This is a genomic window from Thermotoga petrophila RKU-1, assembly GCF_000016785.1.
Lineage (GTDB): Bacteria > Thermotogota > Thermotogae > Thermotogales > Thermotogaceae > Thermotoga > Thermotoga petrophila.
In genome coordinates this window covers 169,242-187,136 of record NC_009486.1, presented here as the reverse complement: position 1 = coordinate 187,136, position 17,895 = coordinate 169,242, and the positions used below count along the sequence as shown (strand labels likewise).

The 17,895-nt window shown below is 46.7% G+C and carries 19 protein-coding genes and 1 tRNA gene; 3 read left to right on the top strand and 17 right to left on the bottom strand.

What is annotated here, in order from left to right; genetic code table 11:
- Nucleotides 1-1,173 (top strand): UDP-2,3-diacylglucosamine diphosphatase, encoded by a 1,173-nt coding sequence (locus TPET_RS00970; RefSeq protein WP_011942875.1) that lies wholly within the window; start codon nt 1-3, stop codon nt 1,171-1,173.
- An 11-nt stretch (nt 1,174-1,184) separates the two neighbouring features.
- The gene (locus TPET_RS00965; protein WP_011942874.1) at nt 1,185-1,670 is read left to right on the top strand and encodes a hypothetical protein; all 486 of its coding nucleotides are present in this window, start codon (nt 1,185-1,187) and stop codon (nt 1,668-1,670) included.
- Here the strand turns inward: TPET_RS00965 and TPET_RS00960 are convergent.
- The 13 genes from TPET_RS00960 to TPET_RS00900 are packed head-to-tail and all read right to left on the bottom strand — an operon-like array spanning nt 1,650 to nt 13,175.
- Nucleotides 1,650-2,489, bottom strand: a complete 840-nt coding sequence (locus TPET_RS00960) for an HD-GYP domain-containing protein (protein WP_011942873.1) — start codon at nt 2,487-2,489, stop codon at nt 1,650-1,652. The two genes, TPET_RS00965 and TPET_RS00960, sit on opposite strands and share 21 nt — an antisense overlap.
- A 2-nt stretch (nt 2,490-2,491) precedes the next feature.
- Nucleotides 2,492-4,414 (bottom strand): threonine--tRNA ligase, encoded by a 1,923-nt coding sequence (gene thrS, locus TPET_RS00955; protein WP_011942872.1) that lies wholly within the window; start codon nt 4,412-4,414, stop codon nt 2,492-2,494.
- Nucleotides 4,411-4,896 carry a pantetheine-phosphate adenylyltransferase gene (coaD, locus tag TPET_RS00950; RefSeq protein WP_011942871.1) on the bottom strand — a complete coding sequence of 162 codons (486 nt, stop codon included), beginning with the start codon at nt 4,894-4,896 and terminating at the stop codon, nt 4,411-4,413. Before coaD ends, thrS begins: the two co-directional genes overlap by 4 nt.
- Nucleotide 4,897: 1 nt before the next feature.
- Nucleotides 4,898-5,527, bottom strand: a complete 630-nt coding sequence (locus TPET_RS00945; protein WP_011942870.1) for a metallophosphoesterase family protein — start codon at nt 5,525-5,527, stop codon at nt 4,898-4,900.
- Nucleotides 5,527-6,171, bottom strand: coding sequence for a hypothetical protein (locus TPET_RS00940; RefSeq protein WP_011942869.1), 645 nt, complete (start codon nt 6,169-6,171; stop codon nt 5,527-5,529). The genes TPET_RS00945 and TPET_RS00940 overlap by 1 nt, the downstream gene beginning before the upstream one ends.
- 5 nt (nt 6,172-6,176) lie before the next feature.
- Nucleotides 6,177-7,397 carry a glycosyltransferase family 4 protein gene (locus TPET_RS00935; RefSeq protein ID WP_011942868.1) on the bottom strand — a complete coding sequence of 407 codons (1,221 nt, stop codon included), beginning with the start codon at nt 7,395-7,397 and terminating at the stop codon, nt 6,177-6,179.
- A 6-nt stretch (nt 7,398-7,403) separates the two neighbouring features.
- The gene (locus TPET_RS00930) at nt 7,404-7,829 is read right to left on the bottom strand and encodes a hypothetical protein (protein WP_011942867.1); all 426 of its coding nucleotides are present in this window, start codon (nt 7,827-7,829) and stop codon (nt 7,404-7,406) included.
- On the bottom strand, nt 7,829-8,215 hold the full coding sequence (locus TPET_RS00925; protein WP_004080971.1) for a hypothetical protein: 387 nt from the start codon (nt 8,213-8,215) through the stop codon (nt 7,829-7,831). Before TPET_RS00925 ends, TPET_RS00930 begins: the two co-directional genes overlap by 1 nt.
- Nucleotides 8,212-9,420, bottom strand: a complete 1,209-nt coding sequence (locus TPET_RS00920) for a S41 family peptidase (protein ID WP_004080969.1) — start codon at nt 9,418-9,420, stop codon at nt 8,212-8,214. Before TPET_RS00920 ends, TPET_RS00925 begins: the two co-directional genes overlap by 4 nt.
- Complete coding sequence (locus TPET_RS00915; protein WP_004080966.1) at nt 9,417-10,205, bottom strand: tRNA (adenine-N1)-methyltransferase; 789 nt, start codon at nt 10,203-10,205, stop codon at nt 9,417-9,419. Before TPET_RS00915 ends, TPET_RS00920 begins: the two co-directional genes overlap by 4 nt.
- Complete coding sequence (locus TPET_RS00910; protein WP_004080964.1) at nt 10,190-10,636, bottom strand: GerMN domain-containing protein; 447 nt, start codon at nt 10,634-10,636, stop codon at nt 10,190-10,192. The genes TPET_RS00915 and TPET_RS00910 overlap by 16 nt, the downstream gene beginning before the upstream one ends.
- The gene (locus TPET_RS00905; protein ID WP_004080962.1) at nt 10,633-11,511 is read right to left on the bottom strand and encodes a DUF4941 domain-containing protein; all 879 of its coding nucleotides are present in this window, start codon (nt 11,509-11,511) and stop codon (nt 10,633-10,635) included. Before TPET_RS00905 ends, TPET_RS00910 begins: the two co-directional genes overlap by 4 nt.
- Nucleotides 11,508-13,175 (bottom strand): nucleoside kinase, encoded by a 1,668-nt coding sequence (locus TPET_RS00900; RefSeq protein ID WP_004080960.1) that lies wholly within the window; start codon nt 13,173-13,175, stop codon nt 11,508-11,510. Before TPET_RS00900 ends, TPET_RS00905 begins: the two co-directional genes overlap by 4 nt.
- 60 nt (nt 13,176-13,235) lie before the next feature.
- Here TPET_RS00900 and TPET_RS00895 point away from each other — a divergent pair.
- Nucleotides 13,236-13,309, top strand: a tRNA-Gln gene (locus tag TPET_RS00895).
- A 34-nt stretch (nt 13,310-13,343) separates the two neighbouring features.
- Here TPET_RS00895 and aglA read toward each other — a convergent pair.
- The 4 genes from aglA to TPET_RS00875 form a co-directional block, all read right to left on the bottom strand.
- Nucleotides 13,344-14,759 (bottom strand): alpha-glucosidase AglA, encoded by a 1,416-nt coding sequence (gene aglA / locus TPET_RS00890; RefSeq protein WP_004080958.1) that lies wholly within the window; start codon nt 14,757-14,759, stop codon nt 13,344-13,346.
- 89 nt (nt 14,760-14,848) lie between these two features.
- Nucleotides 14,849-15,511 carry a bifunctional demethylmenaquinone methyltransferase/2-methoxy-6-polyprenyl-1,4-benzoquinol methylase UbiE gene (gene ubiE, locus TPET_RS00885; RefSeq protein WP_011942866.1) on the bottom strand — a complete coding sequence of 221 codons (663 nt, stop codon included), beginning with the start codon at nt 15,509-15,511 and terminating at the stop codon, nt 14,849-14,851.
- Nucleotides 15,508-16,584 (bottom strand): NAD(P)/FAD-dependent oxidoreductase, encoded by a 1,077-nt coding sequence (locus TPET_RS00880; protein ID WP_011942865.1) that lies wholly within the window; start codon nt 16,582-16,584, stop codon nt 15,508-15,510. The genes ubiE and TPET_RS00880 overlap by 4 nt, the downstream gene beginning before the upstream one ends.
- 6 nt (nt 16,585-16,590) lie before the next feature.
- Entirely contained in the window at nt 16,591-17,787 is a 1,197-nt protein-coding gene (locus TPET_RS00875) for an FprA family A-type flavoprotein (protein ID WP_011942864.1), read from the bottom strand.
- Between the last annotated feature and the right edge of the window lie 108 nt (nt 17,788-17,895).

Sequence of the window (17,895 nt, the reverse complement as noted above, 5' to 3'; positions counted from 1 at the left end):
GTGTTCATCAGCGATCTTCACATAGGAGATGGTTCAGCGAAAGACGATTTTTTCTTCGATAAAGAGCTTGTGAATTTCATCGAAGACATATCTCAAACTGAAGACGTTGAACTCTTCATCGTTGGCGATGGATTTGAAATACTCGAAAGTCACGCGGTGAGGGAAATTGGACTCGTCTCTTTCGATGAGGTTGTGGAAAAACTCGATGAGACGGTGATCGACGAAATCGAGAAAAAGCACTCTGAAGTCTTCGAGACTCTCAAGAAGTTTTCCAGACGACACAACGTGTATTACGTGGTGGGAAATCACGACTATCATATTCTCAAAAACAAAAAACTCCAGAATACCTTGAAGAATCGCTTTGAAAAGTTCGAGATACTTCCATACTACTACGATCCTCACAGTAAACTCCTCGTTCTCCACGGAAACCAGTTCGATGTTATAAACCGTTTCACCGTGGACAGGAAAACCAAAAAGGTAATACCACCTCTTGGAGACTACATAGCCAGATACATGATGATAAATTTCGACAGTCAGGTGGTTAACTTCGCTCCTGAGGACATCATTCGAGATTACGACAACGTGAGGCCTTTGCTCGACGTTTTTCACTGGTTCGACTACGTGACGGAAATCTACGATCTCAGTGTCGATCTGGTTGAACTCTGGCTGAAGAGTTTTCTCAGTATGTTGAAGACGAAAGAAGCCAAAAAATGGATGAAGAACAATTTCCCAAGAACACACTGGCTTTCCAAGGTGTTTGTGAACAGGTTCGGTGGTATGGAGCTGGGTAAGGTACTCGTAAGGAGTATATACACACTCAGAAAGTTGAGAAGAGTTGACTACCTTCAGAAATGGGCAAAATCTATATTGAAAGGAAGCCATCGCTGGAAAAGGTTCATGACGGGTTACCCCGGAGATTTACATGAAGTAGAGGAAATTGATATACTTGTGATGGGACACGTTCATCATTTCGCTTACCGAATAGTTCCAACGCCTCAGGGTAAAAAGCTGTACGTGAACTGTGGTAGCTGGAGGCCCGTTCTCGAGAAGATCGGTATCAGAAAGAAGCACGGTTTCCACCGAAAAGCGGAGCTTCCAAAGATCGTAATGGATTTCTCAGGGAAAAACGTTGAAGTGAAGGCATCTATCATGAATGTTCTCGGGAAAATTTAGGGGGGAGATTTATGATCTCAAACCCCATTCTTGGATACAAACTGGATCCCGGAGAACCCGGTATTCCACATTCCGCTCCCGCGAGTCGCAGTATATTAAGGGTTCTTTCTCAGGAAATATCCAACTTGATCTACTTCAAAAAAGAAGCCCTCAGAGAGGGCGGGGCGATCATTTACAGCAACATAGCTCTCGATCTCAGAAAGAGAGGTTCATTCCTTGCGGCCGTTGCGGGAAGAACACAGGTTTTCATCTATACACCAGGAACTAAAAGCAGCGAAAGAACTCACTCCCTCGGATCGGAACTTCAAAACAAACAGCAGGAGATCGAAAGAAAAATACTCGAGCTTGAAAGACGACTGAAAACAGAAACAGATCCGCTCGAAAGAGAAAGACTCAAAGAAGATCTGGAAAGATTGAAACTCGCCCTCAACATCCTCAAAGCGAGTCTCAGAGCACCAGAACTCCTCGTTGGTGTCTTACTCGACAGCCTCGTCTGAGAAGATTTCAAGAAAAGCTTCAACCACTTTTGGATCGAATTTTTTCCCAGCCTCTTTCTTTATGATTTCCAGTGCCTCTTCGTGTGTTTTGGTTCTCCCTTCCCATTCCGACGAAACAAAATTGGTGAGAACGTCGTAGTAATCACACACGCTTATTATTCGCGCTTCAAGTGGGATCTCTTCACCTTTGAGCCCATCAGGGTACCCTGTGCCGTCCCAGTTTTCGTGGTGGTGTCTCACTATCGGAACGACATCCCACAAAACCTCTAAAGACGCGAGAAAAACAGACCCCATGATGGTGTGATCTTGGGGATATTGCTCGAAAATTCTAATCCGGGTTGGAGTGTAAAGCATGAGTTGCTCTATTCCGATCTTTCCCACATCGTGTAACATGGCGTATTCTCTCAACAGAGAGAGTTTCTCTTCCGATAAGCCCAGTTTCTTTCCCACACGTTCTGCGAGTCTTGCAACTCTCTGAGAGTGACTCCAGCCGTTTTCGTCTTCTATCTCCATGAGAACTATCATCGCCTGAAGGAGACCGCTGACCATCCTTCTCACCCAGTTTCCAGAGAGCAACTTCTCTCCTGCGAGAGCATACGCCATCGATGTGGCTTTTTCCGGATCTTCGAATTCTACAAGTTTCTTTCCAGCTTTGTAAACGGTGTACGTTTCTTCTTTTACCACAGCTACTCCCTGAAAAGGCTTTTTTTCTTTCAAAAAAGCTATTTCTGCCTCCTCCATTGAATCAACCTTTTCGTAGAGTCGATCTATTTTTTCAACAGCTTTCTCGAATTCTTCACTCTCAAAGAAACACTTCACGCTCATCCCTCCATCAAAAGTTCGAGCTTTCTGCTCAAAACTTCGTTTCTCAGGGTTTCAACAAAGTGTTCCAGGTCCACGTCTTTTATCTCTTTTCCTGTTCTTGTTCTCACGGAGATCTTTCCGCTCTCCAGCTCTTTGTCGCCTAATATTATCATGTACGGTATTTTCTGGGTTTGAGCCTGTCTGATACGGTATCCAAGAGTTTCACGGCGGTTATCGAAGAAGACCCTGAACCCTTCCTGAGAGATCCTTTTTGCAATCTTTTCCGCACCGTCGTTGTGTTTTTCTGATATGGGAATAACTGCCACCTGGATCGGTGCCAGCCAGGTTGGAAACGCTCCAGCGAAGTGTTCTATCAGGATGCCAAAGAACCTTTCGAGCGAACCGTATATCGCCCTGTGTATCATCACGGCTCTGTGCTCTTTGTTGTCCGGACCTATGTAGGTGACGTTGAACTTTTCGGGCATCATGAAGTCCAGCTGAATCGTAGCGCATTGCCATTCCCTTCCTATCGAATCTCTTATGTGAAAGTCTATCTTTGGACCATAAAATGCCCCTTCGCCCTCGTTCACTTTGTACGAAAGTCCGGCCCTCTCCAGGGCATTCTTCAAAGCGGTTGTTGCCTTCTCCCAAATCGCTTCGTCACCCATGTGATCTTCGGGCATCGTGCTGAGTTCCACTCTGTAAGTGAAACCGAACTGACCGTAGATGGTGTTTATGAGATCAAGAACACCGAGTATCTCTTCCTCAATCTGATCGGGAGTGCAGAATATATGTGCGTCATCTTGTGTGAAGGATCTCACCCTCATGAGACCGTGGAGAACTCCACTTCTCTCGTATCTGTGAACCCGGCCGAACTCGAAGAATCTCAACGGAAGGTCCCTGTAGGAAACAGTTCTGCTCTTGTACACGAGAATGTGACCGGGACAGTTCATGGGTTTCACCGCGTACCTTTCCTCGTCTTTCTCTATGAAGTACATGTTCTCAGCGTAGTGATCCCAGTGACCGGAGATCTTCCAGAGCTGCTCGTTCATTATGAGTGGCGTGAAGATTTCCTGATATCCCCTCTCACGATGGAGTTCTCTGGAGAATCTCATCAATTCGTTGAGCACGACGACTCCTTTTGGAAGGAAGAACGGCATACCGGGGGCGTATTCGGTGTTCAGCATGAAAAGTTCGAGGTGAGGTCCCAATTTTCTGTGGTCCCTCCGCTGCGCTTCTTCAAGGAACTTCAAGTAATTGTCGAGGTCTTCCTTTTTAGCGAAGGCCGTTCCGTAAACTCTTGTGAGCATGGGATTCTTCTCACTACCTCGCCAGTACGCACCTGAAACGGAAAGGAGTTTGAAGTGCTTCACTACTCCAGTCGAAGGAAGATGAGGGCCTCTGCAGAGATCCACGAACTCTCCCTGACGGTAGATCGTTACTCTGTCACCTTCGATCTCCTCTATGAGTTCGAGTTTGTAAGGCTGATTGTTGAAAAGCTTTCTTGCCTCTTCTTTGCTGATCTCCTTTCTTTCTATAGGAAGATTTTCCTTTATTATCTTCTTCATCTCCTGTTCTATCTTTGGGAGATCCTCCTCTGTGAGTTTCCCGTTCTTTATGTCGAAGTCGTAGTAAAAACCGTTCTCTATGGTGGGACCGATTCCCAGTTTCACGTTTTCTTTTCCATAAATTCTCATCACAGCCTGTGCGAGGATGTGTGCCATGGTGTGTCTGTAGAACTCGGGTGCCTCGGGATCCTCCAGAGTTACAAGTCGCAGTTCGCAGTCATTTTCGATGGGTCTTTTCAGGTCCCAGAGTTCACCGTTAACAACCGCTCCGATCGCCTTTTTTACGCCCAGTTCTTTTGCGATCTCCGCCGGTGTGATGCCTCTGTCGTACTCTTTTTCTTTTCCATCTGGAAGCTTCACCTTTATCTTCATCGCTTTCCCTCCTTCAACTTTTCGTTCAGGGCTCTGGCCACCTCGGGTGGAACCCATTCGGTCACATCACCGCCGTACAAGGCCACTTCTTTCACAAGACTGGAGGATATGAAAGAAAATTTTTCGCTTGCTATCAGAAACACCGTTTCCAGATCGCTGTACAATTTTTTGTTTGCAAGCGCCATCTGCAACTCGTACTCGTAGTCGGTCACAGCCCTGAGTCCTCTCACCAGGACTTTTATACCATGTTTTTTCAAATAATCCACGAGTAAGCCATGATGAACATCCACCTTCACTCCACTCAGGTCACTGAGAACCTCTTCTATCAGCTTTTTCCTTTCCTCCAGGGTGAACATACACTTTTTTCTCGGATTCTCCGTGACGAGGACCACAAGCTCATCGAAAATAGAAAGCGCCCTTTTGATGATGTCCACATGCCCGAGAGTGATGGGATCGAAAGATCCAGGATAGACCGCCTTCACCCTACCATCTCCTGTTTGCACATTCTACCTGAAAGAATTTTCTATCTTCAACCCTAAGAGCGGTGAGTTTTCCACCATAGATACATCCCGTATCGATTCCAATTTTATCGTAAGAAACAAACGGTTCTTCAAAAGGAGTGTGTCCAAACACCACAATCTTTCCTGGAAGAGGATTTTCACTGTAGATGAATTCGTCTCTTATCCAGACAAGATCGAAAGGATCCTGATCTTCGAGAGAAACACCCGGTTTCACCCCTCCATGAACGAAAACGTAGTTTTCCTTTTCATAGTGGTATACGGTGTTTTCGAAAAAAGGAAGAAATTTCCTGATCTCTTCGACTCCTCCAAAGCTTTCCACCGTGCTTCTTGCTCCGTTGAAGAACCACAGATCACAATCAGAGCCATTCTTCACACAGTTCAGAAGCATTTCTTCGTGATTTCCTCTCAAAAAAATACACCTGTGGTGTTTCGAAAGTTCTATCAAAAATTCGATCACTTCACGAGAATTCGGTCCCCTGTCAACGTAGTCCCCCATGAAGATCAGCTCGTCCTCTTCAGAGAGTGGAAGTTTTTCCAAAAGACTCTTCAGAGCGAGAAAACACCCATGAATGTCCCCCACCGCGTAAGTCATCAGAAGATCCTCCCGTACATCATCCAGTTCCAGAGAGCGGAGATCAGAACTCCAAGAACTGGACTCATCCACCACCTCACATCGGGCTTTCTGAACTTCCAAAGCCGGTATAGAAAACCAAGGGCGAGGGAAAGGAAAGCGAAGAGATCCTTACCAGCGAGGAGGAACACAAAGAAGGCCAGTCTTTCAGAAATTCCTTCGATATCGGATATCTTTGGATCTCCCGGGACGAAGTTCCTGAAGACGTACGTCACGGCAACGGATACCGCGTTCATCCCAAGCAGATAGAAAACGAACTCCGCTGTCAGGTACGATCCTTTGAAGAGATCTTTCACCGCGGCGTTCAGTACGAGAAAAATCACAAGAAGGGCGACTTCCAGAAGATCTATCAAACGCTTCTTTCCCTTCCGGTGAAGATAGACTCTCAGGAGATCTCCCGTGAGATGCACCACCACAGAGACCAAGAAGACAACCACACCAGTGGTGGACTGAAAGATGACGTCGAATGTGAATGCAAGGATGGCAAAGACCGACCAGATCATGTGCCCGATTAATTTCCAGCCCTTGTACTCTCTTATCTTCGCGTTGTTCGTGAAACCGTGGTCCGCTACGACGTGCCCAAGGAACAGATGAAACGGAAACAAGAAGATCACCTCCAGATTCTGTCTTCGATCTTTGAGAAGAACTCTTTCAATTTTTCGAACTTGACGAATTCCTTTATCATGAGAGATGTGTTTATTTCAACAGGACCTTCTTCTATTGCTCTCGTGTATATCTCTTCAAGCCTTTGAACGAATCGATCAACGGACCATTCCTTTCTGACGAATTCTCTCCCCTTTGTTGAGAGCTCTTCTCTGAGTCGATCGTTTTCCAGAATGTGTTTTATCTCTTCGGCGAAGAGTCTTTCATTTTCTTCTTCTATGAGAACCGCTGCTTCGCAATTTTTCAAAACATCTTTAACCCCTTTCCACTTCAGAACCACCACGGGAAGACCAGAAGCCAAGGCCTCCAGGAGCACCAGTCCCTGCGTTTCCGTTTTCGAAGCAAAAACAAAGACATCTCCGAGTTTGTAATAGAGGGGAATTTCGTCGTGAGGTACGAATCCTGTGATCTTCAAATCGAGTCCTTTCTCCTTCGCGAATTCCTCCACTTCCTCTCTTTCAGGACCGTCTCCTACCATAATGAAGGCGATGCCCGGTGCGTTCAAACTCTCGAAAACTCTCAGAAGAAAATCCAGATTCTTCTCTTTAGCTATTCTTCCGGCGTAGAGAACCACTTTCTTTCCCTCAGGATTCCATTTTCTTTTCAATTCTTCAGGTGCTTCTACTTCGAATTTCTCCACTTCTATACCGGTGGGTAACACTTCAATGGGTCTTTTCACGCCGTAGCTTTCGAGTTCTCTTTTTATGTCTTCTGTGGGAGCGATCACCACGTTTGTCATATTGCAGAACCACGCGCTGAAGTGTTCCACCAATCTTTTGGGAGGAGTGAAGGGTTTTGGGATGTAGTGTCTGTATTCGGGCAGTAGTGTGTGATACGTGTGAACGTGTGGCAATCCCATTTCCTCCTGAACCCTCAACGCTTTAAACCCTATGAAAAAGGGAGAGTGGCTGTGTATTATCTGGACGTTGTTTTCTCTCATGAACTCCAGAATATTTTTTGTAGAAGCGATGGAGATTCTGTGTTGCGGCTCGAAGGGAAAGGGAATGCTCCTCACAACGAATACATCCTTTTCTTCCTCGGGGGCGGAAGGAGCCACCACCACAACCTTGTGACCACGTTCCGTCAGTTTCTTTTTGTACACCCTTATCGACGTTGCCACGCCGTTTATTTGAGGAGCGTAGGTATCGCTGAACATCGCTATGTTCATCTTCCCTCACCTCATCCATGAGGAGATCTTCCATATGAAAAGGCAAAGCGCAGATGCTCTCGCAAGTGAAATAAAAATCAGATTTTTCAGTTCCAGTTTCCTTAAAAGGAGTAAAGAAATGAAAAAGAGAATCAGAAGAGAAATTCGAACATCCAGAAACGCAGAAAGAAGGGGTAAGAAAACGTATGGAGAAAGTGCCCACATCATCTCTGCTGGTGCTCTGTTCGTTATCGTTTTGTAGAGCCCGGATATCGAGAGAGAATAGAGAAAAAACAAAAAGAAATCCTCGAAAATCTTCAGGAGAATCCTGAGCGAGTTGTACACCATCGCTATATCGTTCCAAAAAACGACAGTGTTCACAAAGAACACCAGAATCGGCACCAGAAAAGAGTACTTCTTCCCTGAATCGTCCAGATTTATCAGGTTCAGCATCATTTCACCTTCAAAATGAAGTACATCCCGCTGGAAAAGAAGTATTCTACACCATCTTCTGTGGTCTTGATGGACAGTCTCTCACCCGTCTCTCTTTTCACCACGTTGATCGCCTTTTCAAAGTCTGCTCTGCTCCTGAAAACAAAAGCCTTCCACTCCGGATAGTACTCGGCTTTCTCCACTTCCTTCAAAACCTCGCTCACCAGGATCGATCGGTTGAGTTCTATCTTCATCTCTTCAACGGTTTCTTTGAAGGGTGTTTCAACGACAACATCAAAGGAAGGAAGTCTCTCGATTCTCTTCCTTTCGTTCTTGAAAGATACGTCTACAATCAGTAAAGCCAGAGTTACCACAAACAGGATGAAGAGAAATCCGTTTCTCGTCATTTTATTTTCTCGAGTAACACCTCGAGGCCCTTTTTCACGAATGGATCCTTTTCTGGATCTACTTCTATCTGTTCTCTGGTTTCTGCATGGAGTTCCTCCTCAACGCTTTCTTCTACCAGGACATCGGGCTCTATTCCGATCTTGTGAATGTCCTTTCCAGATGGTGTCAGGTAGTGAGCCGTTGTGAGAAAGAGAACACCACCGTTGCTCAGTGGGAAACCTGTCTGGACTGAACCTTTACCGAAGGTTTTTCTCCCAACAACGGTTGCAATGCCGAGGTCTTTGAGCGCTCCCGTCAGTATCTCGGATGCCGAGGCCGATCCTTCGTTCACCAGAAGTACTATCGGTACGTTCGGATAGCTGTTTCCATAGGATTCGTAGACGTCTTCTTCTCCGAATCCGTTTCTGACCTTCAGAATCACACCTTTGTCGACGAACATGCTGACGATCTTGAGAGCGACATCGAGGTATCCACCGGGGTTGTCCCTCACATCGATTATCAATCCCTTCACACCCTTTTCGAAGATCTTGTCCAGAGCGTTTTTCATGTCGGAATCTGCTTTTTCTCCGAAGCGTGTGATCCTGACGTACCCGATACTTCCTTTTTCCGTTTCTATGAAGGAGTAAAGCACCATCTTTATCTCGATCTTCTCCCTCACGATGGTGAAGGTGAGTTTTTCACCGTCTCTGAGAACCTCGATCGTGACAGAGGTTCCGGGTTCTCCTCTCAGGTTGTTCACGGCTTCCATGTAGGTCATCTTGGACACGGGTGTGCCGTCTATGGTTATGATGAGATCACCCGCTTTGAGTCCAGCCCTCCAGGCGGGAGTGCCATACATAGGAGCCACTACCTTTATAGCGCCATGTTCCGCATCGTAGGTCACTTCTATTCCAAGCCCACCGTACTCTCCCTTCATTTCTATCTGGTTTTCACGGTAGGTTTCTGGGTCCTGATAATAGGAAAAATCGTCTCCCGTTCCCTTCACAAGGCCGTCTATCGCGTGGTCTATGAGCTTGTTGATGTCAAGCTTGTCCGCTTCGTAGTAATAGTTCAGGATGTAAGAAAGCGAATCAAAGAACGGCTCCAATGCCTTGTTCACTTCTTCTACGGTGAGATTCGTTTTAGCAGAACCCCCGAGAAGAAGCGCAAGAACGAGTACTACTACACTGACGATAGCAAACTTTGAAATCTGGTTCAGTCTCATTCTGTTTCCTCCCTTCTGCACACTTTGGTGGCGAATATCATGTACGCAGTATGGGCAACCATTCTATCCACCGGTCTCAGTCTTTCCGGAACTGGTTTGTACGGTCTGAAAAGACTTTCCCACACTTCTATCCTTATGAACGGAAGCTCCTGGAGTTTTTTCAGGGTTTCCTGGACTTGGTTTGTCGTTGGACATACGGTTGCGAACCTACCACCGCCTTTCAGAGCTTCCCAGCACTTATCGATGTAGTTCCAAGGATCTGGAACATCCAGGAACAGAGCGTCCACATCTTTTTCATCGAAGCCTTCGGAGATGTCCCTCACCTTTATTGTAACTCTTTCTATCAACCCCCACTTCGTTAGATTACTTTCGGCGAGCTTTGCGAATTCTTCTCTCTTCTCATAAGCAAAGACCTTTCCAGAACTTCCAACGGCCCGCGCGAGCACAGCGCACATGGCACCGCTTCCCACACCTGTGTCGATGATCCTGTCTCCCTCTTTCACATCGAGCATCATCGCGATGAAAGATGAATCCTTTGGATAGACTATCTGGGTCCTTCTTTTCATGTTCATGATCTCGTCGATCAGGCTGGGTATCAAAATGTACCCCTTCTTTCCTGCGGACGTTCGTATGATTTCTCCAGGACCTTTCTCGAACACTTCGTTCAAATCGATGATACCGAGATGAGTGTGAAGCTTTTTATCTTTTTCGAGATCGACCAGAAATTCGCTCTCATCTTCGAAAGAAAGCAGTACTCTGTCTCCAGGCTTCAGCGTATCGGCCACTTTTCCCACACCTCTCTTGGAAAGCTGAATCTGATGTCCACGTGCTTCGCGAGAACATCTCGTTTCTTTCCATCTATTATGATGTACACGTTGTTCACACCCTTTACGTTCAGAAAGGTCGTGTAGAGCACCTGATGGAGGAAGTACCTCTCCGAATCAAAGTTCATTCCCTTCAATTTCTCTCCATAAAAATCGAGAATGAGGTAGTCACCTACAAAGAAGTACGCTCTCAGAACACCTTCTGGAACGAAGGTTTTCAATCCCTCGGGTGGAGAAGAAAGTGCTTCGAAGATTTCGAGAACAGGATTGTCCCTTCCCTCCGTAACTTTCACAATGGGAAGGAGATCTTCGTTCAGATAACAGATCTTCAGTTCAACGGAGAAAAGAACGGATGCCATCAAAAAAACAAGAACAAAGACGCTTTTCCTCATTCCGCCATCAACCTCTCAACGGTATTCAGAAATACGGGCATTTCGTCTTTTCCCTTCAAAAGTACGATCATCCCGATAACACCAACGGGTATATCGTACACAGGACATTCTTCGAGTTTGTAGCCCAGCTCATTTGCTATCTTTCTTGCGAGCTTCAAAGATTCTGAATATGCGGGAAGATCCAGCCCGTTCAGGTCTTTCGAAAAGCTCCTCACGATTATTCTTCCATCACCGTAACCCACGAGAAAAACGACATCCTTCTCGTACGGATCGACCCTTTCACCGAAGGGTTTCACAACGTATTTTCCTACCGATTCGGCGGACAACAGAATCCTGAACTGGCCATCACTCTCGGCCGTTCTTTCGATTCTGACATTCTCTTTTTCGTAGAGAACTTCCTCGGGCATCTTAACGACTCCTCTGAACAAGAGCCAATCTTTTGCAATGATTCTCACAGAGTTCTGAGTTTGTTCAACGTCGAAGTTCTTCTCACCTTCGAAATTCACAACGACGGTTTTTCCTATCTCTTCGATCGAGTTCACGCGACACGTTATGATCTTCACACCATCGCCGGTTTGAATGTAATCCACTCCGAAGAGTTTCAAGGTTTCCACTGGAACCCCAGGAGACGGCAGTTTGTTGTTGTCGAGTATGTAGAGGTCTTCAACGTTTGCAAGAACGTGCCCGTTGTACTCGAGGTACCTCATACTTCCCACAGTCCCAGTGGAAGGTGGGGTGACGTCAAACACCCTGGAGTGGATCTCCAGAAGCTGCAGCAGATCATCGAAATTCAAAAGAGTCGCATCGAGTGTGATTGTCTCCGCAAGCAAAGTCACAGAAAAGATAGCAAAGAGCAGTATCAACCTTCTCATCAATATTTGAAGATACTCCTTCCTATGAACTCTCTGAGGATCGATTTATCGGGAATATCTTCTATGTTCGTGATCGGAAGGAAGAAGTCCAGAAGTTTCAGAAGTCTCAGCGCTTCCGAGTACTCTGGAACATCTTCCGGAACTTGAACGAGAAGCGGTTCAGCGAATATCCTGAGCACTGGTATTTCGTAAACCAGGGCCGAGTTGAACATCACATCGGCCTCTTCCTGGAACGGGAAGATGTTTCTTTCTTCACCCTTTCTGACGTTTGGCCACATCTTCAATGTATCGTACGCGGTGTGTCCCCGGAACTTGTAGTCCCTCACGATTCTTCTGATGAGCCGCGTGTCCGTTGTTGTGACTCTGTTGTGATCGTCTATGTTCAGCTGAGTCAATGCACTCACGTATATCTTGAACTTTTGCTCTTTCGGTATTGAGGCCGTCAGACGTTCGTTCAGACCGTGTATTCCTTCGACGATGATGATGTTGTCCTTCTCCAATTTGAGCGTGGGACCTCTCATTCTCTTTCCGGTCTTGAAGTTGAACTTCGGCAGGACCACCTCTTTTCCAGCCAAAAGATCCTGAAGGTTCCTGTTGAAGAGTTCTATGTCGAGGGCCTCTATCGAGTCGAAATCGTAGTTTCCGTTTTCATCACGCGGTGTTTTTTCTCTGTCCACAAAGTAGTCGTCAAGGGAAATGGCAACCGGTTTTAGACCGTTCACTCTGAGCTGGAGTGAGAGTCTCTTGGCGAAGGTGGTCTTTCCCGAAGAGGAAGGACCCGCAATCAGAATGAGCCGTTTTCTTTTGTCTTTTGCGATTTCATCCGCTATGTCTGAGATCTTCTTTTCATGAAGTGCTTCGGAAAGAAGCATAAGGTCAGCCACGTGCCTTTCCCCACGGGCTATGATATCGTTGAGATCGGATACGTACTCGAGTTCCAGAACGTTCAGCCATCGGGCGTATTCGAGGAACACCTGGGAGAGTTTGGGCATGTGGATGACGGGAAGCTCTCTTGTTTTTGGATCCGGATGGACAAGAACGAGCCCCTGATTGTAGGGCTGAACATCGAAAACGTCAATCCTGCCGGTGCTCGGTGGAAGATATCCGTAGAAGTACGCCCAAAAACCATCGCAGTGGTAAAGCTTCACGGTTCTCTTCTTTCTGTACTTGAAGAGGTTGACCGTTTTCACAAGTCCTTCCTTCATTAATATCTCCCTTGCTTCGTCTTTGTAGAACGTTCTCTTCTCAATAGGCAGATCTTTCTCGACGAGTTCTCTCATCTTATCTTTTATGGCGAACACCTGATTCTGATCGGGAACGATTAATTCATTTCCCTTATAGATTTCGCAGTATATCCCCTTCCCGAGTGAGTGAAGGACCTTCAATCGCCATTCCGAATTCAGTTTTCTCACGGCGAGACTTGCGAGGAAGACGAGTCCTCTCTGGTATATTCTGAGTCCGTCGGGATCTGTGAGGTCTAAAAATTCGAGTTCTCCGCTTCTATCGGGTGTTCTGAAGAGTTCTATTATCCTGTTGTTCACCCTCGCAGCCAGTATTTTGTACCTGTAGTACTTCTGGTACTCTCTGGCTATATCGAAGAGATTTTGATTTTCCTCGAAAACGATCTCTCTCCCGTCCAGTTTTGAACGAAGTGTGATCTTTCGCATGCTGGCTTCCTCCCTTGAAGGAGCTTTCCTACAGTGGTAAAATTATAGCACGGAAAGGGTTGGGGCGTGGCCAAGCGGTAAGGCGGCGGACTTTGGATCCGCGATCGGTGGTTCGAATCCACCCGCCCCAGCCAAAAGAAAAGCCCCCGGTCAGGGGGCTTTGTTCTTTCAGAGTTTCTCTTTGTAGTATCTCCTCAACTCTTCGTTGAACGGCAGGTTGAAGATCTCATCGAGCACTTGCACGATCTGCTCGTAGGATTTTGTCCTTGGATCTCTGATGAGGATTTCTTCGAGCACCTTTCTGTCCCTCGAGATGTATGCTTCTAAGTTCCACTCCATTCTCAGAATCCTGGGCCACAGATAGAAGATCTTTATCCGGTGGGTGAGATCGGGTTCCACTTTCTCTCTGTGGATTCCACAGCAGTCCACCCAGACGGGAAGTTCCATCACGACATCATCGGGAAAGTCTTTGAGTGTTCCCTGGTTCTCCACGTTCAGAAAGAGCCTCACACGTTTGTTGTTCGCTATCGCGTTGATGAAAGGAATGTGCTGTTCTCCGCTGAGTTTTCCTTTCGGGAAGATCTCGGGATGTTCCTCTGTGAGTTTCATACCTGGGTTTTGCTGAACCTCTTCTGCGAGTTTTATGAGGCGCTCTCTTGCTCTTCTGAGTTGCTCGTGGAATTTCGGTCTTTCCACTTCGTTGTCTATACCGCCGAACTTTCCAAACCACTTCTTCTTCGTCTCCAGGTTGTAGTGGTACTTCCAGCTGCCGTTCCTCACGGTGTCACCTATCGGAAGCATACCGTAAAATTTGTACATATCCATCGCGGCAGGAGACATCTGTGTGTCCCATGGGTTCTTCGGCTCCCACTCTGGTAGCTTCTTCTCTATCCACTCGTCAAGAAGCGGGTATGCATCTTCTCCTCTGTATCTGAACCTGTTCAGCCAGATACCGTGGTTCACCCCGGCGACCTGCCAGTCTACCTCTTCCGGATCGAGGTCGAGTTTTTCGAAGACTTCATAAACCCCGGCAACACCGTGGCAGAACCCCACTATGTTCGCACCAGTCCACCTTCTCACCGCCTGCGTGATCTCGAAGACGGGATTTGCCGTCTGCATCAAGTACGCTTTGGGTGCCATCTTTTTCATCTTCTCCGCTATCTCGAGGGCGAGCTTCATGTCGGGATAAGAAGAAAGAACGTAGGTGTAAGTGGAAACCATGTTCAGCTCTTGACTGTCTATTCCTCTGTAGTAGCCGTGTTTTTCACCGACCTTTGTGACCTCGTCCCATCTTTGAGAGCCGCTGTCGTGGTACCTCGGATCGTAAGGATAGGCGGTGTTTATGATGAAGTCTGCTCCATCTATGGCTTCATCCAGACTGGATGTTTTTACGATCTTCACAGGAGAGTTCAGCTCTTCCACGTACTTTCTTGCGAGGATGTAAGATGCGTTCAGTCTTCTTTCGTGAACGTCCATCATGTAGATGTGTGTATCTTCCCTTGAAAGTTCCTCCGTCTGAGCGATGTCTCCCACAAGCTGAAGTGCGAACCTCACACTTCCTGCTCCGATGATGGAGATCTTCATGATCCTGCCCCCTTATGTTAAATTCGTTTCTGAGACGAATTAATTACCTGAGAAAATTCTATCAGCTTTTGCAGGTGATCCAAAACATCTCACCAAATCAAATCGCCGATGAAAATTCCCGCTACAGAGAAGAAAAGAGGTTCAAAACTCACCTCGAAGCCTTCTTCTTTCATCATCTCCACTATTTGATCCGGTGTCAGGAAGTTGAGGACTGAGGTGGAGAGGTACCTGTAGGCATGGAAATCCCCACTGAAAAGACCCCCAACGAATGGAACCCAGGTCTTCAAATAAAAAGAGTAGATCTTTCCCGTGAATCTTTTGGTGTTAGGTGGAAGGAGTTCAAGGATCACCAACCTTCCCTTTCTTTTGAGAACTCTTCTGCACTCTCTCAGGACTTTTCTTCTGTCTGAGAAATTTCTGAAGCCGAAAGCCACGGTGATGGCATCGAAACTTCTATCGTAGAAAGGAAGATTGTGAGCGTCTCCTACGATGAACTCTCCATCTTTCAATCTCTTTTCTGCTATTTCCAGCATCTTCGATGAAGAATCCAGGCCTGTGATTTCGAGATGCGGTGCTTTTCTTTTCAGGAGTCTGGCTACATCTCCGGTTCCTGTGGCAAGATCGAGGACCTTTTCTGGATTCACCTCAAGGATGAGTTCCACTACCCGTTTTCTCCATTTTGTATCCATACCAAAAGAGATAATCCTGTTCAAAAGATCGTACCTTTCCGCTATTCTGTCGAAGAGTTTCATCGCGTGCTTCTTAGTCTTTCCTCCCACTCCCTGGCTTTTCTCACGTCGGAGAGAACGACCACACCGACGATTTTTTCGTCTCTGTAGAAAGACTTTGTTTCGCTGTCGATCCACTCTCCTCTGTCTGTGAGCTCTCCAACTATGGCTATAGGAAAGTCTCCGAACTTGAAGTAAGAAGATCTGAAGTGGAAATCGTACTCATCGGGTATGCCCTTCAACGTGTTTGCCAAAACTTTCGCGTGTGCCATAGCGGCTTTCGCCGTTCCACAGATGATGCCTTCGTGCTCTGCGCAGTCTCCAATGGCATATATGTCAGGTTTTGAGGTTCTGAACGTTTTGTCCACCAAGATGCCTTTGTTCACATCGAGTCCGCTCTCCTTTGCGAGCGACACCTCCGGGACAATTCCTATGGAGCAGAGAATCACCCTCGCCGGTATCTCTTCTTTGTCTGTGACGAGAACATCGTTTTCTATTCTCTCCACGTCCCTGCCGAGGTAAAACTCCACTCCGTGTTTTTCGAGCTCTCCTTTTATTCTCTCTGTCAGTTCTTCGTCCAGACCCATGAGACGGGTCATCTTCTCAACCACTCTCACCTTGATTCCTCGCTTCGACAGATTTCCTGCGATTTCAAGACCGATGAATCCTCCGCCGATGATGAGAAGATCCTTCTCTCTTTCCACTGCTTCTTTCAGTCTTTTTGCATCTTTTATCGTCCTCAGAGTGTACATTCGCTCCCAGCCGGGTATTTTGAGGGCTCTTGGCTTTGCACCCGTTGCGAGAACGAGGACGTCGTACTCAAAGTTTCCTCTGTCTGTTTCGAGAACTTTCTTTTCTGCGTCTATTCTCTTTGCGGTTGTGCCAAGAAGGAGTTTTATTCCCTTTTTTTCGTACCAGTCGATCGGATAGGGAAAGAGACTTTTTTCTTCCGCCAGTCCCGCGACGTAATGGCTGAGCATGGGTTTTGTGTAGTAGGGCACCGTTTCTCTTTCCACGATGGTGACCTCGTGTTCTTCTGAAAGCTGTTTTGCGAGTTCAACCCCGCCGGGGCCGTTTCCAACGATCACTACTTTCACAGTTCATCACCCCAGTTCTTTTTTGAGGAGAGATATCGCCTCTTCGATCTTCTTCTCATCCATGTTTGAACCTTTTATCTCCGTGAAAGAGAGAATTCTGAACTTCGTTTCTTTCAAAAGCTCTCCCGCTGTTCTTTCAACGGATGGAGCCCAGCCGTGCACTCCAAAAACGAGGACGGGTTTTTCGTAGTTCGCTTTATCTATTATCTCAAGGAAGGTGAATCTCATGAGCGGATGTATCTCTGCTTCGTAGGTGGAAACACCGAAAATCAGTGCTTCACTGTCCGGGATGTCTTTCAGGATCTCGCTGATCGCGGGTCTCTCTTCGTCGGAGAATTTGTACACAACCGGTGTGAAACCTTTCTCCTTGAGAGAGTCGATCGCCTTCTTCATCACGTTCTCGACGAAGCCGTACATGGAATCGTAGATCACCGTGACCTTTCCTTTTTTCGGATCTCCCTTCGCAACGCTTACGTAGTGATTCAAAAGTCTCTGAGGATCTTTCTTCCAAATCAGTCCGTGCCCTGGAAGGAGCGCCTTTATCTCCAGACTGGAGAGCTTTTCCGCACCTTCGAGGATGTAATTCTTGTAATGTCCTATCACTGTGACGATGTACTTTGTGACGTGGGGAAGGTATCTTTCCACAACGCTCTCGTTTGAGTCGTCCAGGATCTCTGGGAGCAGGTATCCACCGCCCACATCACAGCCGAAAAGAATTCCATCAAGATACGTCACCATCGTGTCGGGCCAGTGAAGCCAGGGAGTCATGACGAATTTGAATTTTTTCCCTCCGATTTCTCTCTCTTCTCCATCCTTCACGACAGTCACGTCTTTTATGCCGTAGAATCCTTCGAGTAGTCTTTTTCCAAAGTTTGAAGCGATTATTTCCACATCGTGTCCAATCGTTTTGAGTGTTGCGGGGAGAGATCCGCTGTGGTCCGGCTCGGTGTGGTTCACGATGATGTGCGTGATTTCTTTGGGATCAACGATCTTGGACAGAGCGTCGATGAACTCTTTTGCGTAGTTTCCCTTCCAGCCGTCTATCAGAACGTTTGCACCATTCAGCTTCACAAGATATGCGTTGTAGCTGATCCCTTCGGGTATTTCCCAGACCGCTTCGAAGTATCTTATTCGGTCATCATCTATCCTCAAAACGTAGATTTCCGGATCGTCGAAGATCCTTTCAGTCCAGATTTTTGGCATACAGAGACACCTCCATTAAATTAGGGATTCCAAAGTGATTATAGCAGAAAATGTAAGGAAAGCGGTTTCAAAAACTGGAACAACTATGTGAATTTTTTCATATATTGT

What these genes read in the sequence shown, in the direction of transcription:
- TPET_RS00965 (WP_011942874.1), top strand. Translation starts at nt 1,185, where the DNA reads ATGATCTCAAACCCCATTCTTGGATACAAACTGGATCCCGGAGAACCC.
- thrS (WP_011942872.1), bottom strand. Translation starts at nt 4,414, where the DNA reads ATGAAGATAAAGGTGAAGCTTCCAGATGGAAAAGAAAAAGAGTACGAC.
- TPET_RS00945 (WP_011942870.1), bottom strand. Translation starts at nt 5,527, where the DNA reads ATGACTTACGCGGTGGGGGACATTCATGGGTGTTTTCTCGCTCTGAAG.
- TPET_RS00935 (WP_011942868.1), bottom strand. Translation starts at nt 7,397, where the DNA reads ATGAACATAGCGATGTTCAGCGATACCTACGCTCCTCAAATAAACGGC.
- TPET_RS00930 (WP_011942867.1), bottom strand. Translation starts at nt 7,829, where the DNA reads ATGCTGAACCTGATAAATCTGGACGATTCAGGGAAGAAGTACTCTTTT.
- TPET_RS00925 (WP_004080971.1), bottom strand. Translation starts at nt 8,215, where the DNA reads ATGACGAGAAACGGATTTCTCTTCATCCTGTTTGTGGTAACTCTGGCT.
- TPET_RS00920 (WP_004080969.1), bottom strand. Translation starts at nt 9,420, where the DNA reads ATGAGACTGAACCAGATTTCAAAGTTTGCTATCGTCAGTGTAGTAGTA.
- TPET_RS00910 (WP_004080964.1), bottom strand. Translation starts at nt 10,636, where the DNA reads ATGAGGAAAAGCGTCTTTGTTCTTGTTTTTTTGATGGCATCCGTTCTT.
- TPET_RS00900 (WP_004080960.1), bottom strand. Translation starts at nt 13,175, where the DNA reads ATGCGAAAGATCACACTTCGTTCAAAACTGGACGGGAGAGAGATCGTT.
- aglA (WP_004080958.1), bottom strand. Translation starts at nt 14,759, where the DNA reads ATGAAGATCTCCATCATCGGAGCAGGAAGTGTGAGGTTCGCACTTCAG.
- ubiE (WP_011942866.1), bottom strand. Translation starts at nt 15,511, where the DNA reads ATGAAACTCTTCGACAGAATAGCGGAAAGGTACGATCTTTTGAACAGG.
- TPET_RS00875 (WP_011942864.1), bottom strand. Translation starts at nt 17,787, where the DNA reads ATGCCAAAAATCTGGACTGAAAGGATCTTCGACGATCCGGAAATCTAC.